The following is a 13,570-nucleotide window of genomic DNA, read 5'->3' as shown; positions in this document are numbered from 1 at the left end:
AGGCACATGATGAGCGAAGCGTTCAACTCACACGCGAGGCTGTACGACCTGATGTTCCCGGGCAGCGGGCCCGCGATCGACTTCTACCGGGCCGACGCCAACCGGCACGGCGGGCACGTACCGGAACTCGGCTGCAGCGCCAGACAGTACCGACGTGTTGATGGTGTTGATCAACCGTTGACGGAGGATGACGTCGGCAGGGGAGTAGTACATCTGTACGGCGACCACTCAACCCCGCCCGCCCGATCACCGGGGCAACGACTTCACTGGCCGAATCCGGCATGGAAGAACCAGGTCAAGGCGGCTCAATGCTGACGTCGCCGACATGGGCGTCCGGCGCTACGTCGCTCGCCGGGAAGGGAGTGGTGGTCATTTGCGGAAGCTTGGGTATCGCATTGCGGCCCGAGCCAGCCCGGGCCAGCCCACACAGGCGGACCTGGCCCTAAGTCACGAAATTTCGGACAGAGCGCGTCAGTGAGGCTCGACGCGGTCGGATGCGGAAGGGCCAGCCGGTGCCTGAATCGGGAGGACCGCATTCTTCACCGCGGCAACCGGCGAAATGCCACCGGGAGCGCATCACTGGACGCGTCGGCGTGCAGCCTCACGCCGATCGAACCTGCAAGGGGAAGCAGGGAAGCGCAGAACCAGGCACCTCGCCACAGGAAGTCCGCCGCGTCATTCGCGCGGTTGCGGTAGACCGCCCACCCGAGGCGATCATCGGCCGGGCGCCGATTCCGGCACCGGACAGGCCGTCTCGCAGGCTGAATTTGCCAGGTCGATAATCGATATTATGTCAACCTCGCGGAATCGGGCCGCACACGCGGACGCCGCCGACCCCCGGCAACAACCGGAAACCGGCGGCACCCCGACCACCACCTAACGCTTGAACTCCGTAGTCAGCGAATACAACCGCTCCGCAAGCCGGGACAACTCGTTGGCCGCCGACGCCGTGTTCGACGCACCCTCATGGGTCGTATCGGTCGCCGCCGTCACATCCGACATCGAACGCGAAATGTCACCCGACGACTGAGCCGCCACCGCCACACTGCTGCTGATCGCCTCCGAAGCCGTCGTCTGTGCATCCACCGCCTGATTGATCAACACCTGAATCTCATCGATCCGGGCGATCACCGCCGTGATCCGCGAGATCGCCTCGATCGCGCTCGCCGTATCAGCCTGCATCGCCATCATCTTCGCGTCGATGTCCTCGGTGGCATCCGACGTCTCCCGCGACAACTCCTTGACCTCACCGGCCACCACAGCGAAACCCTTACCCTGCTCACCAGCCCGCGCCGCCTCGATCGTCGCGTTCAAAGCCAGCAGATTCGTCTGCCCCGCGATCGAGTTGATCACGTTGAGAACCGCCGCCACCTCCGCGCTCGACTCCTGCAACCGGGCCATCGTCTGACTCGTCTCCGCAGCCAGCGACACCGCCTCCTGAGCCACCGTGGTCGCCTCGATCACCGCGTTCGAGATGTCATCGATGACCGACCGCAGCCCCTCGGTCGCCCGGGTCGCCGAATCGACGCTCCCACTGACCTCCGCCACGTTGCCCGAAGCACGCTGCGCCTGCTCCGAAGCCACCTGCGCCCCCTCGGAAAGCTGCTCACTGGTCGCCGTCAACTCGGTCGACGCCGCCGACAACGCGCTCGCATTGTCAGTGATCTCGCTGACCGCACCCCGCATCGTCTCCACCACCGCAACCAGACTCCGCGACAACTCCGCCAGCTCATCACTGCCGTCGATGCTCACCTCCGCGGTCAGGTCCTTGGACGCCAGTGCCCGCGCCGCCCGTACCGCCGCATCGATCCGCCGCGAGAGCCGCCGCACCACCAGCACCGCCGCACCACCCAGCGCCAGCGCCGCCACCAGCGCCGTACCCAGCGTCAAAGCCTTCGCACGCCCCGCCGTCGCGTTCGCCGAACCGGTCGCCTCGTCAGCATGCCGCGCGATGACCACCTCCAGCTCCGGCAACGCCTGGTCGAACTCCTGATAGGTCTTCTCGAACGCCGGCCGTGCGGCCGCCGCCGCGCTGCGGCGCGGATCCGAATACGTCCGGCTGGCCAACGTCACCAGCCGCTGCCCCTGCGCCACGAACGCGTCGACCGTGGCGCCCATCGCGTCGACCTGGCCGGCCACCTCCGGCAGGTTGCGCCGCACCCCGTCGAGCCCGTCACGCATCTGCGCCACGTGCACACCCAGCCGGTCCAGCACCTCCTGACGTTCGGTGCTCGAGTTGGTGATCAGAGCGGCCATCACGTCGGCCCGGAACGCCGTACGCGCGGAATCGGCCCGCTGGGCGGCCCGCTGCGCCGCGGCGGCGTCGCGGACGGCGGTATTGCCGTCGATGAGCTGCGACATGCCGAGATACCCGATCCCGCCGGCGGCGAGCACGAGCACGAAGCCCGCGACGGCCAAGGCCAGAACCTGGTGGCGCAGTTTCAAGCGCATGCACATGCCCTCCGAGACGAACCGACGCCCGGGGACATCGGCGCGGGCGGGGGTGGCTTGAGGCTCTCGGGAGACTCAGATCACGGGCCGGCCCGGCGATAGAGACAGCCGACCGGAGTCCTCCGGCGCGTGTCCGCTCGACCCGGAGAGTCGCCCATGCGAAAACTTGCCAGCCTGACCGGCCTCGCCGTCGTTCTCGCGTTGGCCGGATGCGGCACGACCGCCGCGCCCGCAGCCGAGGACCCGCTCGCCGCCGCGCGTGCGCTGGTTCCGGAGGACATCCGGGCGGCGGGCAAGCTGACCGTCGGGTCCGACCTGATGTTCGAGCCGATGGAGTACGTGGAGGGCGGCGAGAAGAAGGGGTTCGACGTCGACCTGGCGGCGGCGGTGGCCGACCGGCTCGGGCTGGGGCTGGAGTTCGTGCAGACGGCCTGGGAGGACCTGCGTCCGCAGGTGATCAGCGGTGGTGTCGACATGGTGATGGCGTCGATGACCGATACCGCCAAGCGGCAGGAGGAGGTCGATTTCGTCGACTACCTCAATGTCGGGTCGTCGATCGTGGTGCGGGCCGATCTGGCGGCGGTGACGACGCTGGCGGACCTGTGTGGGTACCGGGTGGCGGTCCAGGCCGAGTCGATCTACGAGGAGCTGGCGGGCGGTCAGGCCGAGCGGTGTCCGGCGGGCCGGCGGATGCGCCTGGTGGTGGTGCCGGACAGCGAGGCGGCGGTGCATGCCGGCAAGGCGGACGCCTATCTGCACGACTATCCGATCGCGGTGGTGGCGGCGAACAAGGATCCGCAGCTCAAGGTGGTCGGTGAGCAGATCGAGGCGGCGCCGTACGGGATCGCCGTCGCCAAGGAGCGCGCCGGGTTGCGGACCGCGGTCCAGTCGGCGTTGTTCGCGTTGTTCCGGGACGGCACCTATGACGAGTTGTTGAAGAAGTGGAACATCACCGAGGGTGGGCTCAAGACCGGCGCGATCAACGGTGGCGCCTGACGGTCTCCCCGCTCGGTGGCACTGTCGCGGAAAGGGATAATTCGTGCATAATATGCCTTATGCAGCACGAATCGGTTCCTGAGTTGATCGACGAGTTCCTGGATGCCCGTGCCACCCGCAAACCCTCGGTGCACACGCTCTCGGCGTACCGTCGGGATCTGCATCTGGTGTTGCGACTGGCCGAGCCCGCTCCCCTCACCGTGAGTGACCTCTCCCCCCGCGTGTTGCGGGCCGCGTTCGCGCGGTTCGCGGCCTCCCGCTCCCCCGCCTCGGTATCGCGGGCCTGGTCGTCGTGGAATGCGTTCTTCACATTCCTGGTCACCGAGCAGGTGGTGGCGGGAAATCCGATGTCCGCGGTGGACAAGCCACGGCAGTCGGTGCTGGTGCCGAAGCCGTTGCGGGGTGAGGACACGCCGGAGCTGTTGTTACGTGCGGTGAGCAAGACGGACGAGTCGCAGCGCGATCCGTGGCCGGAACGCGATGTGGTGGTGCTGGCCCTGGCGTTGTGCGCCGGTCTGCGGCTGTCGGAGATGCTGGCGTTGCGGGTCGGGTCGGTGATGGGTCGTGACGGTGAGCGGCGGGTGGAGGTGGCCGGCAAGGGTGGGCGGCCGCGGACGGTGCCGATCGAGGATGGCCTGAGTTCGGCGGTGGGGCGTTATCTGGACAGCCGGCGGGTGCGGTTCGGTCGGGTGGGTGCGACCGCTCCCCTGCTGGTGGACCGGCGTGGTGAGCAGTTGCGGCGGGGTGGCCTGCAATATCTGGTGCGGTCGTGTTACCGGCGGGCCGGTGTGAGTGACCGGGTGCCGCGGGGTGCGCAGTTGCATGCGTTGCGGCACACGTTCGCGACGCGGTTGGCGGAGGACGGGGCGAACGCGTCGGAGATCATGCGGTTGCTGGGGCATGCGTCGTTGGCGACGTCGCAGTCGTACATCGAGGTGACGGCGGAGCAGCAGCGTGCGGCGGTGGCAGCGAACCGGACGAATAGGGTGTTGGGTGAGCTGGTGTGACAGAATCCGGGCATGGACGAGGTGAAGTTCAGCCGGCGGTCTCTGTTCGGGCGGGTGCTGTTGGTGGCCGGTGGCGCGGCGACGTTGCTGACGTTGACGGGTTGCCCTGGCGGCGATCAGGACGACGACGATGACGATGACGGCGATGAGGAAGACGACTGAACGGGGCGCGGCTTAGGCCGCGCCCCGTTTCTGTATCGAGGTGGCGCTGCCGGCCCGCGGCGAGCGCCGGTGGGCGATGTCCGCGTTTCGCTTCCGCTTCTTTCTTTCCGGTACGGGTGATGCGGTCCCGTTGTTTTCAGGACCGTTCCGCCCTGCCGCGCGAGCCGGCGGGCACTCCCGCCTGTGCCGCGCCCGCCGGGCTGAGCTCGGTGGCCGGGCAGGCCCAGCCGGCCGTCGCGCCGGCGTGTGCCGCCGCTTCGGCGCTGCCCACTGATCTCCTGCCGCCCGCGTGGCCGTCATCGGAGGGCGGGTAGGCGCACACGATGGCGTCGGCTATGACCGGGGTAGTCGCGCTCGCACGGCCTCTCGTGTGGGAGTGCCACCGCCGCGGCCGGGGGTCACCTCAGGGTGATCCAGTAGTGGCGGAGGTGGCCGTCGTCGGTGGTGAGGGTGCCGCCGTTGCGTTCGATGGTGCGGGCTGAGGCGTGGTTGGCGGTGAGGCAGAGCAGCAGGACGCGGTCGAGGCCGAGGTTCTGGGCGAGGGTGAGGGTTTCGGCGAGGGCCCAGGTGACGAGTCCGCGGCCGCGGGCGGCCGGGCGTACGCCGTACCCGATGTGCCCGGTTTTGGGGTTGAGGTGGTGTTGCAGGGTGATGGCGCCGAGGAGGTGGCCGTCGTCGGTGATCCAGCGTGGGGTGGCGGGGTGGTTGTCGCCGGTGATGCGGTGGATCCAGGTGGTGAAGCCGTCGGGGGTGTCGACGTCGTCGGTGGCGGTGATGCCGAAGCCGTCTTCGTGCTGGCCGGGTCCCCAGTCGTGGCGGCAGTCGAGGAAGGCTGTGTGCATGCGGGTGGTGGGCGGGATGAGCGAGGGCATGGGCGCTAGTCAATCGTGGCGGTGGAGCCTTCGGGGTTGCGGCCTCCGTCGGTGAGTTCAGCGGCCTGCCGGGTGAGGTGGCGGCGCTGGGCGGGGTCGGTGGTGAGTTCGGCGGCGCGCCGGTAGGCGGTGGCGGCTTCGGTGTGGTGGCCGAGTTGGCGCAGCAGGTGGGCGCGGGTGGCGTGGTAGACGTGGTAGCGGTCGAGTTCGGGGAGGGCGTCGAGGCCGGCTTGGGGTCCGTGGACTTCGGCGACGGCGATGGCGCGGTGGATGGCGACGACCGGTGTGGGGGTGAGGGTGTGGAGGTGGTCGTAGAGGGTGAGGATCTGGGGCCAGTCGGTGGGGGCGCTGCTGGTGTGGACGGCGTTGATGGCGGCCTGGAGTTGGTAGGGGCCGGGCCGGTCGCGGCGTAGGCAGGTGCGGACGAGCCGGTGTCCTTCGTCGATCATGGCGGGATTCCAGCGGGTGCGGTCCTGGTCGGCCAGCAGGACGAGGTCGCCGTCGGTGGTGGTGCGGGCGGGGCGGCGGGCTTCGGTGAGCAGCATGAGGGCGAGCAGGCCGGTGACTTCGGGTTCGTCGGGCATGAGGTCGGCGAGGATGCGGGTCAGGCGGATCGCCTCGGTTGCGGTGCGTTCCCCGTTGAAGATCAAGTACAGGGCGAGGAGTACGGCGGGAAGGCGCGCGGGCAGGTCGGCGTCTTCGGGGACGCGGTAGGGGATGCCGGCGTCGCGGATCTTGGCTTTGGCGCGGGTGAGGCGCTGGGCCATGGTGGTCTCCGGGACGAGGAAGGCGTGGGCGATCTCGGGTGTGGTGAGGCCGCCGAGCAGCCTGAGGGTGAGGGCGATGTGGGCGGCCGGGGCGAGGGCCGGGTGGCAGCAGGTGAAGATGAGCCGGAGCCGGTCGTCGGGTACCGCTGCGGCGTTGTCGTCGGGTTCGGTGGGCCAGAGTTCGTGGGCCTGGGTGTGTTTGTGCCGGCGGGTGGTGTCGCGGCGTAGCCGGTCGATGGCGTGGTGGCGGGCGGTGGTGATGATCCAGCCGGCGGGGCTGGGTGGGATGCCGTCGCGGGGCCAGGTGTGCAGGGCGGTGGTGAAGGCGTCCTGGACGGCGTCTTCGGCGAGGTCGATGTCGCCGAAGGTGCGGATGAGGACGGACACGGCCCGGCCGTACTCGGTGGTGAAGATTGTTGCGAGGGTGTCGGTCATGGCCGTGTCCGCGGGTTTCAGCCGGTGAAGGCGATGGGGCGGACCTCGATGGGCAGGCCGGTGATGCGGGCCATGCGGGCGGCCCAGGCGAGGGCGGCGTCGAGGTCGGGGGCGTTGATGGCGGTGAAGCCGCCGAGGTGTTCTCTGCCTTCGGCGTAGGGGCCGTCGGTGAGCAGGGGTTCGCCGTTGTTGTCGCGGACGACGGTGGCGGTGGCGGTGGGGTGCAGGGCGGTGGTGTAGAGCCAGGCGCCGGTGGCTTTCATCTCGTCGTTGAGGGTGGCGAGTTCTTTCATGATCGGTTCGAGGGTTTCGGGTGGGGGCGGGTCGCCGACGGGCTGGTACATGGCGAGCAGGTACTGGCGCATGGTGTGGCTCCTCGTCGTGTGTGCGGGCTCTTTCGTGGTCTACACGAACGGGCTGGGCCGGATACGACATTCGGGGCCGGGATTTCGCAGGGAAAAATGCCGGGCCGCGCAGGTGCGCGGCCCGGCATGGGAGAGAGGGCGGTCAGGCGAGGGTGATCTGGACGTCGACGTTGCCGCGGGTGGCGTTGGAGTAGGGGCAGAGCTGGTGGGCGGCGTCGAGCAGGGCCTTGGCGGTGGTCTCGTCGAGGCCGGGCAGTTCGGCTTCGATGGTGGCGGTGAGGCCGAAGCCGCCGGTGGGCAGCGGGCCGATGCCGACGTCGACGGTGATGGCGGTGTCGGTGAGGGTGATTTTCTGGTTGGCGGCGACGCGCTTGAGGGCGCTGTGGAAGCAGGCGGCGTAGCCGGCGGCGAAGAGCTGCTCGGGGTTGGTGAGCTGGCCGCCGGGGCCGCCGAGCTCCTTCGGGATGGCGAGGTCGAGGTCGAGGACGCCGTCGCTGGAGCGGACGTGGCCGCTGCGGCCGTCGCCGGTCGCGGTGGCGGTGGCGGAGGCGGTGTAGAGGGCGGTCATTGTTCGCCTTTCGGAGGGGTGGTGGCCCGGCCGCGGGCGCGGCTGAGCAGGTGGTGCAGTTGGGTGAGCTCGTCGAGGGTGAGCCCGGTGGCGCAGACGAGTTGCTGGGTGAGGTCGCCGACGGCCTCTTGGAGGGCGAGGCCGGTGTCGGTGGGGTGGATGACGACGGTGCGTTCGTCGTGGGTGCCGCGTTCGCGGCGGATGTGGCCCTGGGTTTCGAGGCGTTTGAGCAGTGGCGAGAGGGTGCCGCTGTCCAGGCGCAGGGTGCGGCCGAGGTCACGCACGGTGGTGGGGCCGTCGTGCCAGAGCACGCGCAGGACGAGGTATTGGGGGTAGGTGAGGCCGTGCGGGTCGAGGTGGGGGCGGTAGAGGGAGGTCATGGCGCGGCTGGCCGCGTAGAGCTGGAAGCAGATCATCTGGTCCAGGGCGGTGCTCTCACGCATGCCAGGAACAGTAGTGCCCAACTTAGTTGTGCACAACTGAATGGTGCCGCCTGTCACCACCGTGTGTGATCATGCGGCCATGTCGTCCATCCGCTTCCTCAAACTCTCCCCCACCGTGCTGACCGCACTGGTGGCCGGAGACCTCGACGCCGCCAGCACGGCGGCCGGTCACCCGCTGAGCCACTACCTCGTCGAGGAGAGCTGGCTCTGGGAGATACGCCTCGACGACATCGGCCGTGATCCGGAGGCCGCCGACTGGATCGCCCGCGCCGCCGTCGCCGAACCCGAGGGGATCGTCGTCGGGCACGGCGGGTTCCACGGGCCACCCGACGGCGAAGGGGTGGTCGAGGTCGCGTACTCGGTCGATCCGGCCCACCGGCGGCGCGGGCACGCCAAGGCCATGCTCGCCGCACTGCTGGCGCGCGCCGACGAGGACCCGCGGGTCTCCGCGGTCCGGGCCAGCATCCGGCCGGACAACGCCGGCTCCCGGGCGGTGATCGCCGGATTCGGCTTCCGCAAGGTCGGTGAGCAGTGGGACCCGGAGGACGGTCTCGAAGACGTCTGGCTGCGCCCGGCGGCCTGAAGCGCCGCCGGGGCCGTCGCACCTGATCAGTGCGGCGGCCCCGGCGGGTGGATCCTGTTCACGCGGCGGCGGCCAGGCGCTGCCCGTGCAGGTCGGTGGCCGACAGCCGGCTGCTCATCGTGCTGCGCGCGGCGATCTGCGCGACGTAGCCGGCCCGGCGGCGGGCCGCGCAGCCGTCCCTGCCGGCCGGGGCGTCGGTCTGCTCCATGTGCCGGGACAAGCCGTCGCGCAGCAGCGCCAGCGCCTCGGTGCGCAGCTGCGACACCCGTGACTCGGTCACCCCCAGGTCGACGGCGACCTCCGACAGCGGCCGCTCCTGCAGGAACGTCGCCTCCACCACGCGCCGCAGCCGCTCCGGCAGGACCGCGACCGCGTCGTGCAGGTAGCCCAGCCGCTCCCGGTGCAGCAGCAGCTCCTCCGGGTTCATCGCGGTCTCGGTGACCATGTCGTCGGCGCCCGTGGTGAAACCCTGCAACGACAGCACGGCGGCACGCTGCACGTCGTCGTCGACGCTGGACAGCTCGCCGACCGCGACACCGAGCAGCTCGGCCAGCTCCTCCGGCGTCGGGGTACGGCCCAGCTGCCGGGTCAGCTCCTCGCGTGCCACGTCGGCGCGGCGGGCCCGGGCCCGTACCGACCGGCTGGCCCAGTCCATGCTGCGCAGCTCGTCGAGCAGGGCGCCGCGCACCCGGACCGCGGCGAACCGGCCGAACGGGATGCCGCGCTCGGCGTCGTACGCCTGGGCGGCGGTGACCAGCGCGGCGTAACCGGCGGAGGCCAGATCGTCGCGGTGCACGTGCGGCGGCACCTTGAACAGCATCTCGCGGACCACGTGACCGACCAGCGCCATGTTGTCGCGGATGAGCTGCTCCTGGTCGCGGGTGACGGACTTCGGCTGGGCGGTGGCGGTCATTTCGAATCCCCCTGTGTCGGCTGACCGGCTGACACAGGGAACTTTTCGTTGCTACGGGTGCAGCTTGCGGGCACTCTCGGTTGCCGCTCGGGTGCACCCGTACTTTCTTCTCAAGTCGGCGTTCGCGCCGTCACCGCGCCGGGGTGGGTGCGCCCGACGGCTCCTGGGGGCCGGCGATCACGACCTCCTCGACGGCGGCCTTGAACAGGTCGAGGGGGCCGCCCTCGGGTTCCTGCTCCTCGAGCAGGGCGAGCAGCATGTGCCCGGTGCCGACGCGGTCGTGGCCCAGCCGCAGGGCCTCGCGGAAGGTCAGCTCGAGCGCCTTGCGGGCGCGGGCGTCGAACGGGATCAGTGGCCGTGGTTCGGCGTCGCCGGGCGGTGCGGTGACCGCGGCGCGGACCTCGTCGAGGCTGCGGCCCTGGGCGGTGACGGCCTCCGCGGCCAGCGAGCCGGGCTGGTCGAGCAGGCCGAGGACCAGGTGGCCGGGGGTGATCTCGGGGTGGCGCAGCCGGGCGGCGTGGGCCATCGAGGCGACCACCGCGGCGCGGGCGGGGTCGGTGTAGCGGTGGAAGCCGGCGGACGGGTCGGGGCCGTCCTTGGGCGGCACGAACCGTTTCTGGGCGGCCTGCTTGCTGACGCCGAGGCTGCGGCCGATGTCGGTCCAGGAGGCGCCGGAGCGGCGGGCCTGGTCGACGAAGTGGCCGATCAGGTGGTCGGACAGCTCACCGAGGTAGTCGCCGAGCACGACGGCGCCGGTGAGGCGGTCGAGCGGGTCGTCGGGGTGGTTGGTGTTGATCGCGGTGATCAGGTCGTCGAGGCGTACCGTCGTCGTCATGCCGTCAACCTTAGGTTGACGGCATGACGGTCGTCAACTCAAAGTTGACGCTGTCGGCCGCGTTTGCCGAGCGGAATCTCCGACATGTCGACGGTCTGCGAGGTGATCCGCTTGAAGCCGTACCCGCGCTCGGTCATCCACGCCGCCGCCTTGGCCTCGGAACGCGCCGTCACCTTCGCGACCTCCCGCTCGTCGTCGACCTGCTCGGCGAACCGGAAGCAGAAGAACGGCCGCGCGGCCAGGTCGTAGGTGAGATGACCGTCTTCGGTGTACTCCACGGCGAGGATGTCGGCGTGCTGGTCACCGACGGCGATCAGCTCGGCCTTCTGGGCGTCGGACAGGTTGTCGAAGGATCCGCGAACGGTGACGCGGATCGTGCGGCTGGTGCTCATCGCGCCAGTATCGGCCTCACCGGAGCTCCGCTCGAACGAATTCCCGGGCCCCGCGCAGCCGCACGCTCAGCAGTTTCTCCGCCCGGTCGGTGACCAGCCGCAGGTCGGCGGGCCGTCGCAGGCCCAGCTCGGCGAGACCGGCCGCCGGGATCGCGCCCGGATCCAGGCCGTCGCGCCGCGCCACCAGCACCCCCAGGTCGTAGCGGCTGATCACATCGGCCCCGGCCACGTTGAGCACCCCGGCGTAGTCACCGGCGGCCAGCTCCAGCAGCGCGTCGGCCAGATCGTCGAGGTGCACCGGCTTACGGATCTCGTCGGTGAACAGCGCGCCCGCCACGCGGCCCGCGATCAGGTCGTGGGTCAGGATCTCATGGGCGCCGCGCCCGTCGCCCAGGATGATCGAGGTACGGACGATCGCCGCCTGAGGATCGACGGCACGCACCGCGGTCTCGGCCGCCGCCTTGGCCGCCCCGTACGCGTACACCGGATCGGGCAGCGCCTGCTCGTCGTACTCCCCCTGCCGGCCGGAGAAGATCGCGTCACTGGACACGTGCACCAGCCGGATCCCGGCCGCGGCCAGCGCCACATGGGCGGCCCCGTCGGCGGTGGCCGGCCAGTCGTTGCGGTCCCGGCCGGCCGCGGTGTGCACGATCGCGTCCGGGCGCACCTGCGCCACCACCCGCCGTACGTCGGCGAGATCCCGGATGTCCAGGCGCACCGGCGACGCCGTCAGCGACGCGCCGACCGGATCGAAACCGGCGGCCGCCGCACGGGCCATCACCCGCCGGCCGAGGGACCCGGTGGCGCCGGTGACCAGCAGCCGCCGCATCACGCCGCCACCCTGACCCGCAGCGGCACGTCACGCAGCACCGCCCACAGCAGCGCCCAGCCGGCCGCCACCGCCACGACCGTGACCGCGGCGATCTCGGGCGCGCTGGTCAGCCCCCACCGGGTGAACGGCAGGCTGAGGAAACCGTTGGCTCCCCCGCTGACGCTCAGCAGCACCGCGGCCGGCAGCAGCGCCAGCAGACCACCGCCCTCGTCCCGGTAGAAGGCGCCGCCGAGCAGCGCGCCGGTCATCATCCAGACCGTCAGCATGCTCACATACGCCAGCAGGATCATCGGGTAATCGCCGGCCTCGAACACCCGCTGATCCTGCAACGTACGGGCCCAGCCGGCCGCGCGGTAGACCACCGCCTCCACCGCGTACGCGCCGGTGACCACGACGGCGAGCAGGCCCGCCGTCACGAGCTGGAAGACCGGGTGCTGCGCCAGGAACTCCCGGCGGGTCCGGCCGTGGGTCAGCACCGTGGACAGCAGGGCGGCGGCACTGTAGCCGTAGCCGGCGGCCAGCCACGGCAGCACCTGGCCGGTGATGTCCACCGCCGACACGGTGACCTCGGTGAACATCGCGGCCACCGCCACGATCACGGCGACCAGCAGGTAGACGCCGAGCAGAAAGCCCACCAGCACGACGGTGTGACTGGACAGCAGATGACGCAGGATCGGCCAGCGGTTCACCTCAGACACCTCCGGTCAGGTGGATGAACAGGTCCTGGACGGCCACCGGGCCCAGTTGCAGACCGTGCAGGCGGGCCGCCTGGCGGTCCTGTTCGGCCAGCGCGCCGTAGACGGTGACCTCCTTGGTCGGGCCCAGGCTGCGCTCGCCGAGCACGGTCAGGCCGGTGACGAAGTCGTCGACCAGCGTCGCCGGGCCGGTCACCGCCACCCCGCGGGTGCGCAGATCGTCGACGTCCTCGCGCAGCAGCAACCGGCCCCGGTGCAGGATCAGCACCTGCTCGAACAGCGGGCTCTGCTCCTCGATCAGATGGGTGGACAGCAGGAACGTGCGCGGATGGGCCACGTAGTCGGCCAGCAGCTCGTCGGCGAAGATCCGCCGGCCGGGCGCGTCCATGCCCAGATGGGCCTCGTCGAACATGGTCAGCGGGGCACGCGACGCCAGGCCGACGACGATGCCGAAGGCCGAACGCTGCCCACGCGACAGGCTGCCGAGCGTCTGCCGGCGCGACAGGCCGAAGCGGTCGAGCAGCGCGGCCGCGTACCCCTGATCATGGGTTTTGCGCAGTGCCCGGGCCATGTCGAGGATGTCGCCGAGCCGGTCGATGCCGTCGCCGAGGCCGCCGTCCTCGCGGATCAGGCAGATCCGGGAGGTGGCGCGCGGGTTCTCGAAGACCGGCTCGCCGTCCAGCAGCACCCGGCCGGAGCTGGGTTTGCGGAACCCGGCGAGGGCGGACAGCAGGGTGGTCTTGCCGGCGCCGTTGCGGCCCAGCAGGCCGTAGATGCGCCCGGCGGGCAGATCCAGGTCGAGGGCGTCCAGGGCGGTGGTCTCGCCGTAGCGCACGCACAGGTCGGTGGTGGTGATCATCGGCCGTCTCCCGGGGAGGTGAGCTGGTGGATGCGGGCCACGATGTCGGCGACCGGGATGCCCAGCGCGCGGGCCTCGGCGATCATCGGCTCGAGCACCTCGCCGAAGAAGCGCTCCCGCCGCCGGTCACGCAGCCGCCGCTGGGCTCCGGCGCAGACGAACATGCCGACGCCGCGCCGCTTGTAGATGACGCCCTCGTCGACGAGCTGCTGGAAGGCCTTCGCGGCGGTGGCCGGGTTGATGCGGTAGTAGGCCGCGTACTGGTTGGTGGACATCACCTGCTGGTCGTCGGCGAGCACCCCGCGCAGCACGTCGTCCTTGATCTGGTCGGCGATCTGCCGATAGATCGGGCTGCGATCGTCGAACATCTCAGCCCCTTCGGTTGGTTACTTCAC

19 protein-coding genes are annotated in these 13,570 nt (G+C 70.5%); 5 read left to right on the top strand and 14 right to left on the bottom strand.

Features of this window, described 5'->3' with window-relative positions; translation table 11 throughout:
* Positions 1–9: 9 nt before the first annotated feature.
* Positions 10–315, top strand: a complete 306-nt coding sequence (locus tag BJ964_RS48590; RefSeq protein WP_229807258.1) for a hypothetical protein — start codon at positions 10–12, stop codon at positions 313–315.
* A 561-nt stretch (positions 316–876) separates the two neighbouring features.
* Here BJ964_RS48590 and BJ964_RS35320 read toward each other — a convergent pair.
* Positions 877–2,451 carry a methyl-accepting chemotaxis protein gene (locus BJ964_RS35320; RefSeq protein ID WP_188124690.1) on the bottom strand — a complete coding sequence of 525 codons (1,575 nt, stop codon included), beginning with the start codon at positions 2,449–2,451 and terminating at the stop codon, positions 877–879.
* A 156-nt stretch (positions 2,452–2,607) separates the two neighbouring features.
* Here BJ964_RS35320 and BJ964_RS35315 point away from each other — a divergent pair, with 156 nt between their 5' ends.
* From BJ964_RS35315 to BJ964_RS35305, 3 genes are read left to right on the top strand one after another with little or no spacing between them, the layout of a single operon-like run.
* Complete coding sequence (locus BJ964_RS35315) at positions 2,608–3,447, top strand: ABC transporter substrate-binding protein (RefSeq protein WP_188124689.1); 840 nt, start codon at positions 2,608–2,610, stop codon at positions 3,445–3,447.
* A 59-nt stretch (positions 3,448–3,506) separates the two neighbouring features.
* Positions 3,507–4,454 (top strand): tyrosine-type recombinase/integrase, encoded by a 948-nt coding sequence (locus tag BJ964_RS35310; RefSeq protein ID WP_188124688.1) that lies wholly within the window; start codon positions 3,507–3,509, stop codon positions 4,452–4,454.
* Between the two features lie 12 nt (positions 4,455–4,466).
* Positions 4,467–4,616: a hypothetical protein gene (locus BJ964_RS35305; RefSeq protein WP_188124687.1), complete on the top strand. Its 150-nt coding sequence runs from the start codon at positions 4,467–4,469 to the stop codon at positions 4,614–4,616.
* A gap of 136 nt (positions 4,617–4,752) precedes the next feature.
* On the opposite strand, the gene BJ964_RS48585 is transcribed toward BJ964_RS35305, so the two are convergent.
* From BJ964_RS48585 to BJ964_RS35280, 6 genes are all read right to left on the bottom strand, one after another.
* Positions 4,753–4,887, bottom strand: coding sequence for a hypothetical protein (locus BJ964_RS48585; RefSeq protein WP_262479404.1), 135 nt, complete (start codon positions 4,885–4,887; stop codon positions 4,753–4,755).
* A gap of 127 nt (positions 4,888–5,014) precedes the next feature.
* The gene (locus BJ964_RS35300; RefSeq protein ID WP_188124686.1) at positions 5,015–5,488 is read right to left on the bottom strand and encodes a GNAT family N-acetyltransferase; all 474 of its coding nucleotides are present in this window, start codon (positions 5,486–5,488) and stop codon (positions 5,015–5,017) included.
* 5 nt (positions 5,489–5,493) lie between these two features.
* On the bottom strand, positions 5,494–6,690 hold the full coding sequence (locus BJ964_RS35295) for an RNA polymerase sigma factor (protein ID WP_188124685.1): 1,197 nt from the start codon (positions 6,688–6,690) through the stop codon (positions 5,494–5,496).
* Positions 6,691–6,707: 17 nt separating this feature from the next.
* Positions 6,708–7,055, bottom strand: coding sequence for a YciI family protein (locus tag BJ964_RS35290; RefSeq protein WP_188124684.1), 348 nt, complete (start codon positions 7,053–7,055; stop codon positions 6,708–6,710).
* 142 nt (positions 7,056–7,197) lie between these two features.
* Positions 7,198–7,623 (bottom strand): organic hydroperoxide resistance protein, encoded by a 426-nt coding sequence (locus tag BJ964_RS35285; protein ID WP_188124683.1) that lies wholly within the window; start codon positions 7,621–7,623, stop codon positions 7,198–7,200.
* Entirely contained in the window at positions 7,620–8,066 is a 447-nt protein-coding gene (locus BJ964_RS35280) for a MarR family winged helix-turn-helix transcriptional regulator (protein WP_188124682.1), read from the bottom strand. The genes BJ964_RS35285 and BJ964_RS35280 overlap by 4 nt, the downstream gene beginning before the upstream one ends.
* Positions 8,067–8,145: 79 nt before the next feature.
* Here BJ964_RS35280 and BJ964_RS35275 point away from each other — a divergent pair, with 79 nt between their 5' ends.
* Entirely contained in the window at positions 8,146–8,649 is a 504-nt protein-coding gene (locus BJ964_RS35275; protein ID WP_188124681.1) for a GNAT family N-acetyltransferase, read from the top strand.
* Between the two features lie 58 nt (positions 8,650–8,707).
* Here the strand turns inward: BJ964_RS35275 and BJ964_RS35270 are convergent, their stop codons facing one another.
* The 7 genes from BJ964_RS35270 to BJ964_RS35240 all read right to left on the bottom strand — a co-directional run bounded on the left by BJ964_RS35270 (position 8,708) and on the right by BJ964_RS35240 (position 13,543).
* Positions 8,708–9,562 (bottom strand): sigma-70 family RNA polymerase sigma factor, encoded by an 855-nt coding sequence (locus BJ964_RS35270; RefSeq protein ID WP_188124680.1) that lies wholly within the window; start codon positions 9,560–9,562, stop codon positions 8,708–8,710.
* Between the two features lie 130 nt (positions 9,563–9,692).
* Positions 9,693–10,397, bottom strand: coding sequence for a Clp protease N-terminal domain-containing protein (locus tag BJ964_RS35265; protein ID WP_188124679.1), 705 nt, complete (start codon positions 10,395–10,397; stop codon positions 9,693–9,695).
* A 38-nt stretch (positions 10,398–10,435) separates the two neighbouring features.
* Positions 10,436–10,789: a DUF6204 family protein gene (locus BJ964_RS35260; RefSeq protein ID WP_188124678.1), complete on the bottom strand. Its 354-nt coding sequence runs from the start codon at positions 10,787–10,789 to the stop codon at positions 10,436–10,438.
* A 16-nt stretch (positions 10,790–10,805) separates the two neighbouring features.
* Positions 10,806–11,618 carry a sugar nucleotide-binding protein gene (locus tag BJ964_RS35255; protein WP_188127358.1) on the bottom strand — a complete coding sequence of 271 codons (813 nt, stop codon included), beginning with the start codon at positions 11,616–11,618 and terminating at the stop codon, positions 10,806–10,808.
* Positions 11,618–12,310: a hypothetical protein gene (locus BJ964_RS35250; protein ID WP_188124677.1), complete on the bottom strand. Its 693-nt coding sequence runs from the start codon at positions 12,308–12,310 to the stop codon at positions 11,618–11,620. The genes BJ964_RS35255 and BJ964_RS35250 overlap by 1 nt, the downstream gene beginning before the upstream one ends.
* 1 nt (position 12,311) lies before the next feature.
* Positions 12,312–13,175 carry an ATP-binding cassette domain-containing protein gene (locus tag BJ964_RS35245; protein ID WP_188124676.1) on the bottom strand — a complete coding sequence of 288 codons (864 nt, stop codon included), beginning with the start codon at positions 13,173–13,175 and terminating at the stop codon, positions 12,312–12,314.
* Positions 13,172–13,543 (bottom strand): GntR family transcriptional regulator, encoded by a 372-nt coding sequence (locus BJ964_RS35240; protein WP_188124675.1) that lies wholly within the window; start codon positions 13,541–13,543, stop codon positions 13,172–13,174. Before BJ964_RS35240 ends, BJ964_RS35245 begins: the two co-directional genes overlap by 4 nt.
* Positions 13,544–13,570: the final 27 nt, after the last annotated feature.

It is taken from the genome of Actinoplanes lobatus (assembly GCF_014205215.1).
Lineage (GTDB): Bacteria > Actinomycetota > Actinomycetes > Mycobacteriales > Micromonosporaceae > Actinoplanes > Actinoplanes lobatus.
Note: the sequence above shows the minus strand (reverse complement) of the source record. Positions and strands in the feature narration are given on the sequence as shown.